This window comes from Streptococcus pseudopneumoniae, assembly GCF_038148955.1.
GTDB classification, from domain to species: domain Bacteria; phylum Bacillota; class Bacilli; order Lactobacillales; family Streptococcaceae; genus Streptococcus; species Streptococcus pseudopneumoniae_T.
Genome location: NZ_JBBJZY010000003.1, coordinates 78,288 through 92,664, shown reverse-complemented (window position 1 = coordinate 92,664; position 14,377 = coordinate 78,288). Strand labels below are relative to the sequence as shown.

General features: G+C 42.9%; 7 protein-coding genes. 6 read left to right on the top strand and 1 reads right to left on the bottom strand.

Going from position 1 to position 14,377, the window contains the following annotated elements; translation table 11 throughout:
- The first annotated feature begins 140 nt into the window (after positions 1 to 140).
- Positions 141 to 419, top strand: a complete 279-nt coding sequence (locus WKI23_RS09410) for an LPXTG cell wall anchor domain-containing protein (protein ID WP_440215236.1) — start codon at positions 141 to 143, stop codon at positions 417 to 419.
- A gap of 113 nt (positions 420 to 532) precedes the next feature.
- Here WKI23_RS09410 and WKI23_RS02120 read toward each other — a convergent pair whose 3' ends face one another.
- The gene (locus tag WKI23_RS02120; protein ID WP_368078790.1) at positions 533 to 2,629 is read right to left on the bottom strand and encodes a GH92 family glycosyl hydrolase; all 2,097 of its coding nucleotides are present in this window, start codon (positions 2,627 to 2,629) and stop codon (positions 533 to 535) included.
- 170 nt (positions 2,630 to 2,799) lie between these two features.
- Here WKI23_RS02120 and WKI23_RS02115 point away from each other — a divergent pair, with 170 nt between their 5' ends.
- From WKI23_RS02115 to WKI23_RS02095, 5 genes are all read left to right on the top strand, one after another.
- Complete coding sequence (locus WKI23_RS02115; RefSeq protein ID WP_368078789.1) at positions 2,800 to 4,080, top strand: glycoside hydrolase family 125 protein; 1,281 nt, start codon at positions 2,800 to 2,802, stop codon at positions 4,078 to 4,080.
- A 204-nt stretch (positions 4,081 to 4,284) separates the two neighbouring features.
- A complete protein-coding gene (locus tag WKI23_RS02110; protein WP_368078788.1) occupies positions 4,285 to 6,930 on the top strand; it encodes an alpha-mannosidase in 2,646 nt (881 codons plus the stop codon).
- A gap of 83 nt (positions 6,931 to 7,013) precedes the next feature.
- Positions 7,014 to 7,883, top strand: a complete 870-nt coding sequence (locus WKI23_RS02105) for an ROK family protein (protein ID WP_368078797.1) — start codon at positions 7,014 to 7,016, stop codon at positions 7,881 to 7,883.
- Positions 7,877 to 9,757 carry a beta-N-acetylhexosaminidase gene (locus tag WKI23_RS02100; RefSeq protein WP_368078787.1) on the top strand — a complete coding sequence of 627 codons (1,881 nt, stop codon included), beginning with the start codon at positions 7,877 to 7,879 and terminating at the stop codon, positions 9,755 to 9,757. The genes WKI23_RS02105 and WKI23_RS02100 overlap by 7 nt, the downstream gene beginning before the upstream one ends.
- Before the next feature lie 224 nt (positions 9,758 to 9,981).
- Positions 9,982 to 13,947 carry a YSIRK-type signal peptide-containing protein gene (locus WKI23_RS02095; protein WP_368078786.1) on the top strand — a complete coding sequence of 1,322 codons (3,966 nt, stop codon included), beginning with the start codon at positions 9,982 to 9,984 and terminating at the stop codon, positions 13,945 to 13,947.
- Positions 13,948 to 14,377 lie beyond the last annotated feature (430 nt).

Genomic DNA, 14,377 nt, shown 5'->3' with positions numbered 1-14,377 from the left:
CTATCCATCAATTAGATGAATTGATTATCCAAGAATCAGCTAAGCTTGATGCAGAAACTGCAAAAGAAGCGACTGACTTATTGGCAGACGCTAAGAAAGTATTTGCAGATCCGAAAGCAAGCCAAGATGAAGTGGATGCAATGGTTAAACGTATCGAAGACTTCATGGCGAAAGTTGCTCCAGCAACTGATCATGCAACTCCAGCTAAGGACCAAGCTGCTCAAACATCAGATGTAACTCCAGCTACTGCTCAAGCAGCAAATGCCAACCAAGCGGCAGCAAACGCGCGTAAAGCAGCTAAAGAATTGCTAAATACAGGTACAGCAGATTCTACTGTAGCTATGGTAGCAGCTGCCGCAAGTGCCTTACTTGGTCTTGGTCTTGCAGGCCGTCGTCGTAAAGAAGACGAAGAAGCTTAATTGGTAGATTGTTTGATAAACATCAAATAATAAATCCGATTTTCAAAGCTTAAACAAGTACCTCTCATAAGAAAATCTCCTAGCAGGAAAGTCTGCTAGGAGATTTTTGAATTTCAGGAAGTGGACGGCTGACTGGGCAACCAGCTAAGGGTGAAAGTTAGCTGATCAGCTTTCAAGAGGTCTTGGTGTTGGATGCTAGACACTGGGGTCTTATCCAGTCGGCATTCTTTGACAAAGTTGAAGTGGCTGTGGTTTTGCTCAGTATGAATATCTAGCCATTTATCTTCTTTAGCCAGGTAAATACGGAGGTGGTCAAAGAGAGGGATTCCGAGATCATAGATTGATTTTCCTGGACAGGTCGGATAAAATCCGAGAGCTGACCAGATGTACCAAGCAGAGAGACTACCATTGTCTTCATCGCCAGGATAGGCTTGCCAGCTTGGATGAAAGGCTTTCTGACGGAGAGTCTTGATGAGAAGGGCAGTGTAATTAGGGTAATTGCTGTAGCGGAAGAGATAAGGAATGTGGAAGCTCGGTTGGTTGGAAATAGCGAGTTGTCCAAAAGGAGCAGTAGCCATTTCGCTCATTTCGTGAATCTCGTAGCCATAGCCTGTTGTCTCAAAGAGGGGAGCCTCCTGACAGGTTTTCAAAAGATAGTTGCTAAAGGCTTCTTTTCCACCCATAAGCTGGATTAAGTCCGGGATGTCGTGGAGGACGCCTAAAGTTGCTTGGATGGCAGAGCATTCGGCATAGTCGAGTCCCCAACTATAAGGAGAGAAGTCAGGGCGGAAGTTGCCTTGCTTGTCTCGCGCTCGCATGTAACCTGTCTCAGCGTCAAATAGATGGCGGTAATTTTGTGAAGCAGTCCTATAGATTTCCGCGATGTCATTCTGACCAAATTTTTTGGCACAGCTGGCGATACAAAAGTCACTATAGGCATAGTCTAGGGTATGACTGACACTTTCGTGGTTGTCGGTAGAGAGGTAGCCTAGTTCTTGGTATTGGGCTAGTCCGTGACGACCATTGATGCCGAGAGGGTCGGCCTTGCTGGCTGTTTCAAGCATGGCTTGGAGGAGTTCTTCTTCTAGGTCAGGGGCCATGTCCTTGCAGGCGCTATCGGCGATAATACCATCTATCAGAGTACCGGGCATCATGCCCCGTTCATCTGGAGCCAACCATTTTGGAAGGAATCCAGTATCGCGATAGCTATTGAGGAAACCTTCTAAAAAGCGGTGATAGTGCTCCGGTATGATAAGAGCAAAGAGGGGGAAGGTGGTGCGGAAGGTATCCCAGAAACCATTGTTGCTGAAGAGAACCCCGGACTTGACAGTGCCAGTAGACAGATCCATGTGGATGGCTTGCCCTGATTCATCAACCTCATAAAAAGTCTGAGGAAAGAGGAAGAGTCTGTAGAGACAGTGATCAAAGAAGGTTCGATCAGCCTCTCCTGTCTCGATAACGTCAAAACGATGGAGGAGATTTTCCCAGTTCGCTTGTGCATTTTCTTTACAGCTATCAAAGTCCTTTTGAGGTAGATTAAGCAGTGCTTGAGAAGGGGAGATGAAAGAAGTGCCTAGTTGAATCTCTGCATGGCTATCTTCCAGGTCAATTCGCCAGTCTCCCCCTTCTTGGTTGACAGCAAGAATATCCGTATTCATTTGCAGGGTAGTGAACATCGTTAGCGGATTTTTGCTGGTCTCAGTTTTTCCTTCTTGTCGCAGGGTAAGAGTCCGCTTATCTATTTGTTCTACTGTCAGTTCATCTGCTGCGTGAAGATAGAGGGAGAGGGCTTTACCTTGCTTTTGTTCCAAACGAATAGAAGCACCGTAGCAAGTCGGTGTGAGCTGGTTTTCAATCTGATAGCGCAGGGAGAAAATCTTCAGATAATGAGGTTGGAAAGAGGCCTTATCCATATCATAGGAAGACTGGCGGTGGAAGAGGCTGTCTCCACCCAGTTGGCCTGTGACAGGTGTCAGAAGGAGCCAAGAATAGTCCCCAATCCAAGGACTGGGCTGGTGGGTTAATCGAATCCCTTGAAAGATAGGCAGATGTGGATCGAAAAACCAAGAGCCTTCCTGGTCACTGGTCTGGGGCACAAAATAATTCATCCCAAAAGGTACGCCCGTGTATGGCAGGGTATTTCCTCGAGAAAAGGCATGTTTGCTGGCAGTTCCAAAGCGGGTATCGATGGTTTCAAGTAGTGGTTTCATAGTCTTTCCTTTAGCTGTTTTTCTACATTATATCAGAAAAAGAGGGCCTTTAGAAAAGGAGTTTCAAAGATAACTATTTTGTAGAAAAATGACTATCATTTGTGTATGTATTTTCTGTCCCAAAAGCTATATACTGAAAATGAAACTTGTTTGAAAGAGGAAATTGCACGATGATTTATTCGAAAGAAATTGTGAGAGAGTGGCTGGATGAAGTAGCAGAGCGGGCCAAGGACCATCCGGAGTGGGTGGATGTCTTTGAGCGTTGTTATACAGATACCTTGGACAATACGGTTGCAATCCTAGAAGATGGTTCAACTTTTGTCTTGACTGGGGATATTCCTGCCATGTGGCTTCGGGATTCGACAGCCCAACTAAGACCCTACCTGCATGTTGCTAAAAGAGATTCCCTCCTGCGCCAGACCATTGCAGGTTTGGTTAAGCGTCAGATGACCTTGATTCTCAAGGATCCTTATGCCAACTCTTTTAATATTGAGGAAAACTGGAAGGGCCACCACGAGACTGACCATACAGACCTTAATGGCTGGATTTGGGAACGCAAGTACGAAGTGGACTCTCTTTGCTATCCTTTGCAGTTGGCTTATCTCCTCTGGAAAGAGACTGGTGAGACTAGTCAGTTTGATGAGACTTTTGTCGCAGCGACCAAGGAAATTCTTCATCTGTGGACGGTGGAACAAGACCACAAGAATTCCCCTTATCGTTTTGTCCGAGATACAGACCGCAAGGAAGATACTCTGGTAAATGATGGCTTTGGACCTGATTTTGCAGTGACAGGTATGACTTGGTCAGCCTTTCGTCCAAGTGATGACTGCTGCCAATATAGCTACTTGATTCCGTCCAATATGTTTGCTGTAGTAGTCTTGGGTTATGTGCAAGAAATCTTTGCAGCATTAGAACTAGCTGATAGCGAGAGTATTATTGCTGACGCTAAGCGTCTCCAAGCTGAGATTCAAGAAGGAATCGAAAACTACGCCTACACCACCAACAGCAAGGGCGAAAAGATTTATGCCTTTGAAGTGGATGGTCTAGGAAATGCCAGCATCATGGATGATCCAAACGTACCAAGTTTGTTGGCGGCGCCTTATCTGGGCTACTGCGACATTGAAGACGAAGTCTATCAAGCCACTCGTCGTACCATTCTGAGCCCTGAAAATCCATATTTCTACCAAGGAGAATATGCTAGTGGACTGGGAAGTTCCCATACCTTCTATCGCTATATCTGGCCCATCGCCCTTTCTATCCAAGGCTTGACAACAAGAGATAAGGCAGAGAAAAAATTCTTGCTGGATCAGCTGGTTGCTTGCGATGGTGGGACAGGTGTCATGCATGAAAGCTTCCACGTGGATGACCCAACTCTTTATTCTCGTGAATGGTTCTCTTGGGCCAACATGATGTTCTGTGAGTTGGTCTTGGATTACTTGGATATTCGTTAATACTCTTCGAAAATCTCTTCAAATCACGTCAGCTTTATCTACAACCTCAAGGCAGTGCTTTGAGCAGCCTGTGGCTAGCTTCCTAGTTTGCTCTTTGATTTTCATTGAGTATAAGGAGCGCGCTTTCGAGCAACCGGTTCTTATCAGAATCACAAGTTTACATTTAAAACGTTAAAATTTAAATTTAGAATGAGGTTTTACTTCATGGAAAATGTTGTCGTACATATTATCTCACATAGTCACTGGGACCGTGAGTGGTACTTGCCTTTTGAAAGCCACCGTATGCAGTTGGTGGAATTATTTGACAATCTCTTTGATCTCTTTGAAAATGACCCTGAGTTCAAGAGTTTCCACTTAGATGGACAAACTATTGTCCTTGATGACTACTTGCAAATTCGCCCTGAAAATCGCGACAAGGTCCAACGCTACATTGACGAAGGAAAATTGAAGATTGGTCCCTTTTACATCTTGCAGGATGACTACTTGATTTCAAGTGAAGCCAACGTCCGCAATACTCTTATTGGTCAGCAAGAAGCTGCAAAATGGGGCAAATCTACCCAGATTGGTTACTTCCCAGATACCTTTGGAAATATGGGACAAGCGCCTCAAATTCTTCAAAAATCAGGCATTCATGTGGCAGCCTTTGGGCGTGGTGTGAAGCCGATTGGATTTGACAACCAAGTTCTCGAAGATGAGCAGTTTACTTCCCAGTTTTCAGAAATGTACTGGCAGGGTGCGGATGGTAGTCGTGTCCTCGGGATTCTCTTTGCCAACTGGTACAGTAATGGGAATGAAATCCCAGTTGATAAAGACGAGGCCTTGACCTTCTGGAAACAAAAACTGGCAGACGTGCGTGACTATGCTTCGACCAACCAATGGTTGATGATGAACGGCTGTGACCACCAGCCTGTTCAGAAAAATCTGAGCGAAGCCATTCGTGTAGCAAATGAACTCTTCCCAGATGTAACCTTTGTTCATAGTTCTTTTGATGAATATGTCCAAGCCGTGGAAAGTGCCCTACCAGAGCAGTTATCAACGGTTACAGGTGAGTTGACCAGTCAGGAAACAGACGGCTGGTACACACTTGCCAACACTTCTTCATCTCGTATTTATCTCAAACAAGCCTTCCAAGAAAATAGCAACCTCCTAGAGCAAGTAGTGGAGCCACTAACTATTATCACTGGGGGTCATAACCACAAGGACCAGTTGACCTATGCTTGGAAAACTCTTTTGCAAAATGCGCCGCATGATAGTATCTGTGGCTGTAGCGTGGACGAAGTTCACCGTGAGATGGAAACTCGTTTTGCCAAGGTTAACCAAGTCGGAACCTTTGTTAAGAGCAATCTTCTTAACGAATGGAAGGGTAAAATCGCTACGTCTAAGGCTCAAAGTGATTATCTCTTTACGGTTATTAACACAGGTTTGCATGATAAGGTTGATACTGTCAGCACAGTGATTGATGTGGCGACTTGTGATTTCAAGGAATTGCACCCAACAGAAGGTTACAAGAAGATGGTTGCTCTTACCTTGCCAAGTTATCGTGTGGAGGACTTGGATGGTCGTCCTGTAGAGGCTAAAATCGAAGACCTTGGGGCTAATTTTGAGTACGATTTACCAAAAGATAAGTTCCGCCAAGCTCGTATTTCTCGACAAGTGCGCGTGACTATTCCAGTTCACCTAGCGCCACTTTCTTGGACAACTTTCCAATTGCTGGAAGGAGAACAAGAACACCGTGAGGGTATTTACCAAAACGGAGTGATTGATACGCCATTTGTAACGGTAAGTGTGGATGACAACATCACAGTCTATGACAAGACAACTCACGAAGCCTATGAAGATTTTATCCGCTTCGAAGACCGTGGTGACATCGGAAACGAGTATATCTATTTCCAACCAAAAGGAACAGAGCCAATCTATGCAGAGCTTAAGGGCTACGAGGTCTTGGAAAACACAGCTCGCTACGCTAAGATTTTGCTCAAACATGAATTGACCGTGCCTGTCAGTGCTGATGAAAAGCTAGAAGAAGAGCAAAAAGGTATCATCGAGTTTATGAAGCGTGAAGCTGGTCGTTCAGAAGAATTGACAAGCATTCCTCTTGAAACAGAGCTGACTGTCTTCGTTGACAATCCACAAATCCGCTTCAAGACTCGCTTTACTAACACTGCCAAAGACCACCGTATCCGTCTCTTGGTCAAGACTCATAACACGCGTCCAAGCAATGATTCTGAAAGCATTTATGAGGTGGTGACACGACCAAACAAACCAGCTGCTTCATGGGAAAATCCTGAAAATCCTCAACACCAACAAGCCTTTGTTAGTCTGTATGACGAGGAAAAAGGTGTGACTGTATCTAACAAGGGATTGAATGAATACGAAATCCTTGGAGACGACACCATTGCAGTGACTATTTTGCGTGCATCAGGTGAGCTAGGTGACTGGGGCTACTTCCCAACACCAGAAGCACAATGCTTGCGTGAGTTTGAAGTCGAATATGCTCTCGAATGCCACCAAGCCCAAGAACGCTTCTCAGCTTTCCGCCGCGCTAAAGCCTTGCAGACACCGTTTACCAGCCTTCAGCTTGCTAGACAGGAAGGAAGCGTGGCTGCGACTGGTAGTCTCTTGAGCCATTCTGTTCTCAGCATACCGCAAATCTGTCCAACAGCCTTTAAGGTAGCTGAAAATGAAGAAGGCTATGTCCTTCGCTACTACAATATGTGTAGTGAAAATGTGCATGTACCAGAAAGTCAACATCTCTTCCTTGACCTACTTGAACGACCATACCCAGTTCATAGAGGCTTCATTTCACCACAAGAAATTCGTACAGAATTGATTAAAAAAGAAGAAATTTAATTTCAAAAAGTAAACATAAAAAGAAAGGAGGGGCGAAAAGGTAAGAATTAACTGCTGATTCGCCCCTTTTTATGGTAAAAACAATGACCATTGCAACGATTGATATCGGAGGGACTGGGATTAAGTTTGCTAGTCTGACTCCTGATGGAAAAATATTGGATAAGACAAGCATTCCAACGCCAGAAAGTTTGGAGGATTTATTAGCTTGGCTAGACCAGCACTTGTCAGAACAGGATTACAGTGGGATTGCTATGAGCGTTCCAGGTGCGGTCAATCAAGAGACAGGTGTGATTGATGGCTTCAGTGCGGTGCCCTACATTCACGGATTTTCTTGGTATGAGGCGCTTAGCTCTTATCAGATTCCTGTCCATCTGGAAAATGATGCTAACTGCGTTGGACTCAGTGAATTACTAGCTCATCCAGAACTTGAAAATGCAGCCTGTGTCGTAATTGGGACAGGGATTGGCGGAGCCATGATTATCAATGGTAGACTTCATCGAGGTCGCCACGGTCTGGGTGGAGAATTTGGCTATATGACAACCCTTGCCCCTGCTGAAAAGCTCAACAACTGGTCGCAACTAGCGTCAACTGGGAATATGGTGCGATACGTGATTGAAAAATCTGGTCAGACTGATTGGAACGGTCGCAAGATTTACCAAGAGGCTGCAGCTGGGAATACTCTTTGTCAAGAAGCTATTGAGCGCATGAACCGCAATCTGGCGCAAGGCTTGCTTAATATCCAGTATCTCATCGACCCAGATGTCATTAGTCTGGGAGGCTCTATCAGTCAAAATCCAGATTTTATTCAAGGTGTTAAGAAGGCTGTCGATGAATTTGTCGAAACCTACGAAGAATATACGGTCGCACCAGTTATCCAAGCCTGCACCTATCATGCAGATGCCAATCTCTACGGTGCCCTTGTCAACTGGTTACAGGAGGAAAATCAATGGTAAGATTTACAGGAATTAGTTCCAAACAAACTCAAGCAATCGACTTGCTTCAAAAGCACATTTCTCTACCAGATGTGGAAGTAGCTGTCGCCCAATCTGATCAAGCCTCTATCTCTATCAAGGGTGAGGGTAGCCATTATCAACTAACTTATCGCAAATCTCACCAACTTTATCGTGCCTTGTCCTTGTTGGTAACAGCTCTAGCAGAAGGTGACAAGGTAAAGATTGAAGAACAAGCAGCTTATGAAGATTTAGCTTATATGGCAGACTGTTCTCGAAATGCGGTGCTGAATGTGGCTTCTGCCAAGCAGATGATTGAGGTCTTGGCTCTCATGGGCTACTCAACCTTTGAACTCTACATGGAAGACACTTACCAGATTGAAGGGCAGCCTTACTTTGGCTATTTCCGTGGTGCCTACTCGGCTGAGGAGTTGCAGGAAATCGAAGCCTATGCCCAGCAGTTTGACATGACCTTTGTGCCTTGCATCCAGACCTTGGCCCACTTGTCAGCCTTTGTCAAATGGGGTGTCAAAGAAGTGCAGGAACTCCGTGATGTGGAGGATATTCTCCTCATTGGCGAAGAAAAGGTTTATGACCTGATTGATGGTATGTTTGCGACGCTGTCTAAACTGCAAACTCGCAAGGTCAATATTGGGATGGACGAAGCCCACTTGGTTGGCTTGGGACGTTACTTGATATTGAATGGTGTTGTGGATCGTAGTCTCCTCATGTGCCAACACTTGGAGCGCGTGCTGGATATTGCTGACAAATATGGTTTCCACTGCCAGATGTGGAGCGATATGTTCTTTAAACTTATGTCAGCGGATGGTCAGTACGACCGTGATGTGGAAATTCCAGAAGATACTCGTGTCTACCTAGACCGCCTCAAAGACCGTGTGACCTTAGTTTACTGGGATTATTATCAGGATAGCGAGGAAAAATATAATCGCAATTTCCGCAATCATCATAAGATTAGTCATGACCTTGCATTTGCAGGGGGAGCTTGGAAGTGGATTGGCTTTACACCTCACAACCAGTTTAGCCGTCTAGTGGCTATCGAGGCAAATAAAGCCTGCCGTGCCAATGAGATTAAAGAAGTCATCGTAACGGGTTGGGGGGACAATGGTGGTGAAACTGCCCAGTTCTCTATCCTACCAAGCTTGCAAATCTGGGCAGAACTCAGCTATCGCAATGACCTAGATAGTTTGTCTGCTCACTTCCAGACCAATACTGGTCTATCGGTTGAAGATTTTATGCAGATTGACCTAGCCAACCTCTTGCCAGATCTACCAGGCAATCTTAGTGGCATCAATCCCAACCGCTATGTCTTTTATCAGGATGTTCTCTGTCCCATCCTTGACCGACACATGACACCTGAACAGGACAAACCGTACTTCGCTCAGGCTGCTGAGACGCTTGCTGAAATCAAAGAAAAAGCAGGAAATTATGCTTACCTCTTTGAAACTCAGGCTCAGTTGAACCAGATTTTAAGTAGCAAAGTGGATGTGGGACGACGCATTCGTCAAGCCTATCAAGCGGATGATAAAGAAAGTTTACAACAAATCGCAAGACAAGAATTACCAGAACTCAGAAGCCAAATTGAAGACTTCCATGCCCTCTTTAGCCATCAATGGTTGAAGGAAAACAAGGTCTTTGGTTTGGATACAGTTGACATCCGTATGGGCGGACTCTTGCAACGCATCAAACGAGCAGAGAGCCGTATCAAGGCTTATCTGGCTGGCCAGCTTGACCGCATCGACGAACTAGAAGTGGAAATCCTGCCATTTAACGACTTCTACGCAGACAAGGGCTTCGTAGCCACAACAGCCAACCAATGGCATACCATTGCGACAGCTTCGACGATTTATACAACCTAAAACAAGAACACCTTGCCTAGCGCAGGGTGTTTCGCGTGAAACAGAAGAATTGGATAAGATGCATCATATCAAGCTTAGTTCATAACATTTGATTTATAAAACAAAAAAGAGTATAATGAATTATGCCAGTCTAAAATATGCATAAATATTTTAGGGGGGGGCTTTTTATTTGTCCTTCCATTATATATTAACCGATAATTATCGGAAAAGGAGCAAAATGATATATGTTTTATAAAGGTAATGAAGACAGAGAAAAACGCTTGCGGTTTTCGATTCGTAAGGTTAGTTTTGGAGCTGCTAGTGTTGCAGTAGCAGCCTTGTTCATGTTTCCAGGAAATGGGACAGTGTCTGCCACAGAGCAAGGTGTAACCCCAACTAATGAGGAAACACAAGGCTCGCCACTGAAAGACCCAGATGTCCAGAATGGAACCTACGAGGCGACTCCAGTAGTCAGTCAGTTGGATGAAAATTCTGGTGCCAGTGAGGTAACTGCTCCGAAAGGTCAAGAAGAAACAACTACTCCAACATCTACTGATGCAAGCGCATCATCAGTCGAATCACCTACTGTTTCAAAAGAGAAAGAAGAAACATCTACTACTGCCACTCCAGCGCCAGTAGTATCATCGACTGCTTCAGCAACAGAAAAAGCAGAAGAAAAAGCTACATCTGACTTGGATAAAAAACAGCTGGAAGATTACGTAGCAGAAATTGATGCTAAATTAGCCTCAGGTAGCTATGCGACTAAGACAGATGAAAGTGTCGCAACCCTTAAAGAACATTTAGAATTAGCAAAACTTGCCCTAACAACAGCCACAAGTCAAGAGGAGTTGACAAAAGCTTATAGAAGACTCTTTATGACAGCAAGCAGCGGTTTACGTAGTAAGCCTAAAGCGCAAGTGGAAAGTCCTAAACTAGATACCACAGAAGGAAAAGCGACTGTCGGTAAGAAAGCCAGCAATACTGAGAAAGCTACAGGAACCAACTCTATCGCAAACTCAGGAAAACATGATTCACGTAATGGACAAGCCCTAGATAGAAACAATCCATTCCGAACAGATGGGACAACAACGGATACTGATCCATCAGCAAACCAGACTTACACAGCACCTGCAGAGAATGCGGATTTAAAAACGTTAGCAGATAAGTTAAAAGCATTGCCTGAAGTTATTGAGAATAATAAAAAAATTCAAAATATGGATGCATTAGGGGATGGAAAAAATATTGCAAAGGGTAGTGTTGCTGAAATTAAAGAATTTGGTGGATGGAAAGCAGTAGGTGAAAATGGGAAATTTGCGATTGCTAGAAAAACTGAAGCTGGAGTTTTCCCAGCATATACAGTAAATATTACTAGAACTAATCAGGTTTGGGTTAGGGAGCAATCGTTTGATAGACGTAGTGAATATATTTTATTACTATCAAAATTAGTTACTAAACAGAATAGAGACGAACCAGTCTATGATGATAAACCCTATTTAGAAAATAATGAACCCGGTGCACAAACAGCGAGAGCAGCTAAGTGGTTTGATGGAATTGAAAAAACTTTTAAAGCATATGCTTCGAATGAAGGAACAAAAGTAACAGTGAACTTTAAAACGGGTTATACTGGTGATAATAATGGATCAAAAGCTAAATATAAAGTAGAAGTGTTCAGTATTGAAAATGGCAATGAACAGTTAATTTATACGGCAGTAGTCTCACCAGAAAAAAACGTGAATAGTCCTGAAATGAAAGTAGTTGCTGCAAGAGATGGAAATGCAAAAAATCAGACTTTTAGTGCTAATAGTCTTTCAAAAGAACAGATAGAAGAAAAATTAGCTTTAACTGAAAATAGACCGAATGCAACAGGAGGGACATTTACAAGTAGAGAAATTAATTTACCAAAGGGAGTAACTTCATATAAGGTGAGAATTAGTTTGGAAAACAAACATCAAGCTGGTATGAGTTATAATTCATCTTATTTACAGTACTCTTTACCTATTACTGGATTGGACTTCAATGTAAATCAAGATACAAGTATAGTTGCGAAGAACCTCTTACAAAGAATTTATGATAAATTACTTGAAACGGAAACGACTGATAAGGCAGGGAAAACGGACGATACTATCAATGCATATACAGCTGAACTTGAAAAAGTACGTAATCTTCTTACTGGACAGTTAAAAACAACAGCAGACTATAAAAAGGCGTTTTCAACGCTTTTAGCAAAACAAGAAGCTTTAGTACCTGCGGCAACAAATGAAGAAAAGACTAATCTATCTGCGCAAGTTGATGCGTTGAAAAAGGTATCAACAGAAAATAAAACGCCTGAAAGCATTGATAAATACAATGAAGAGTTTGATAAGTACAATCAGGACATTCGGTCATTAAAAGAAGAACTAAGGACTATTTTAGCCAAACAAGGAAATGCAACTAAAGATGAGGTCAGTCAAGTATTACAAAAAGTAGAGGAAGTAAAACGCAAATTAGATGAAGCTAAAAGCTTGTTAGTTGAAAAAGGAAATAAGACGGAGTTAAGAAAAGCGGTAGGAGAAGAAACTACTGTTAAAGGAAACTTTAAATATTATAATGCAGATAAAACAAAGAGGGATGCATATGATGAAGCGATAAAAAATGGACAAACAGTAATAGCTGATGCTAATGCGGATCAAACCCAAGTAGATGAAGCGCTCAAAGCCATTACAGAGGCTAAAAAAGCCTTAGATGGAGCACCAACTGATAAAGAAGCCTTAAAAACAGCTTCAACAACAGATGCGCAAAACACCAAAACAACGGATGCGAAGTACTACAACGGAACAGACGCTCAGAAACAAGCGTATGATACGGCGGTATCAGCAGCAGCTGACGTTATCTCGAATCCAAACGCTACGCAAACCCAAGTAGATGAAGCGCTCAAAGCCATTACAGAGGCTAAAAAAGCCTTAGATGGAGCACCAACTGATAAAACACAATTGATAAACACCACTGACGCATTAAATAATTTAATTTTAGAAGATTCGACAAAAGGAAAGACCAAAGCGACGATTGATGAGTATAAAAAAGTACAAGAAGAATCAGAGAAAGTTTTAAAAGAAGTTAAAAAAGTTATTGATAATGAAAATGCTTCACAGGTTGAGGTTGATAAAGCCTTAGAACTAGCAATTAAGGCAAAAGATGCTTTAGAAATTGCGAAAAAATCATTACTTGATGCTGTAGAAGCTAGAGAAGTAGTTGAAACGACAGCAAACGAAAAAATTGCAAGTGTCAAAGCAGATAAAAAACTTTCTGATGAAGAAAAGCAAAAAGCACTTGATACAGTTGAAGCCTTAAAAGGAAAAGCATTAGAATCAATCGACAACTCAACAAAACAATCAGACCTTGATAAAGCACTCAGAACCTTCTTATACCAAGTTGATCAAGCTGCACTTGTAGATGAACTTCCAGAATTAAACCTTGAAGCTGCCCTGAAAGCTTTAATCAACGGAGTAGTGAAAGTTGAACGCGGTACAGCCCTTTCCCAAGCAGATGTGTTAGCGAAATTAGATTTACCAGAAGAAATCTCAGTCATCAATATGGTATTGCCTGATACGAATACTGTCGGTACTAAAGTTGCTATAGTGACATTAAGATTAGCGGATGGAAGTGTACAAAAACTTGAAGTTCCAGTTGAAGTGATTTCACCAAACAATCAAGATATGATACCTCCATATAATGGTGGAAACTACGGTCCTTCTGCCGATAACGGAATGACGAACACTCAAGCCAAAGTGAATAAATCTAAGTTAGAAAGTGCTATTCATCAGCTAGATGAGCTAATCATCCAAGAATCAGCTAAGCTTGATGCAGAAACTGCAAAAGAAGCGAATGCATTATCAGCAGATGCTAAGAAAGTATTTGCTAACGCAGACGCAAGTCAAGCAGAAGTGGATGCAATGGTGAAACGTATCGAAGACTTTATGGCGAAACTTGCTCCAGTAGCTGACCATGTAACTCCAGCTGAGGACCAAAGTGTTCAGACACCAGCTGTAGCTCCAGCTACTGCTCAAGCAGCAGATGCCAACCAAGAAGCAGCAGCAAACGCGCGTACAGTCGCTAAAGAGTTGCCAAATACAGGTACAGCAGATTCTACTGTAGCTATGGTAGTAGCTGCCGCAAGTGCTTTACTTGGTCTTGGTCTTGCAGGCCGTCGTCGTAAAGAAGACGAAGAAGCTTAATTGGTAGATTGTTTGATAATTATCGAATAATAAGTCCGATTTTCAAAGCTGAAACAAGTACCTCTCATAAGAAAATCTCCTAGCAGGAAAGCCTGCTAGGAGATTTTTGCATGTCAGGAAGTGGACGGCAAACTATAACCATTCAATAACGAGGCATATTAAAAAATTTTCAGACTCGAGAACTCACTGATAGTTACTAAGCTGGAGATTTCTTATTTGCACTTTTTGTAGGGAGTCAGTCTGGGAGAAATCAGACACTATAATGAACTGAGTCTGGACTAGTACAATATCGCTTCTAAAACATTGTTATAAATTGATTTGGCCTTGCCTTATACTCAATGAAAATCAAAGAGCAAACTAGGAAGCTAACTGCAGGTTGCTCAAAACACTGTTTTGAGGTTGCAGATGGAAGCTGACGTAGTTTGAAGAG

Bases quoted from the DNA above. Each gene is read 5' to 3' on its own strand.
- WKI23_RS02100 (WP_368078787.1), top strand. From the start codon at position 7,877: ATGGTAAGATTTACAGGAATTAGTTCCAAACAAACTCAAGCAATCGAC.
- WKI23_RS02110 (WP_368078788.1), top strand. From the start codon at position 4,285: ATGGAAAATGTTGTCGTACATATTATCTCACATAGTCACTGGGACCGT.
- WKI23_RS09410 (WP_440215236.1), top strand. From the start codon at position 141: ATGGTTAAACGTATCGAAGACTTCATGGCGAAAGTTGCTCCAGCAACT.
- WKI23_RS02095 (WP_368078786.1), top strand. From the start codon at position 9,982: ATGTTTTATAAAGGTAATGAAGACAGAGAAAAACGCTTGCGGTTTTCG.
- WKI23_RS02105 (WP_368078797.1), top strand. From the start codon at position 7,014: ATGACCATTGCAACGATTGATATCGGAGGGACTGGGATTAAGTTTGCT.
- WKI23_RS02115 (WP_368078789.1), top strand. From the start codon at position 2,800: ATGATTTATTCGAAAGAAATTGTGAGAGAGTGGCTGGATGAAGTAGCA.
- WKI23_RS02120 (WP_368078790.1), bottom strand. From the start codon at position 2,629: ATGAAACCACTACTTGAAACCATCGATACCCGCTTTGGAACTGCCAGC.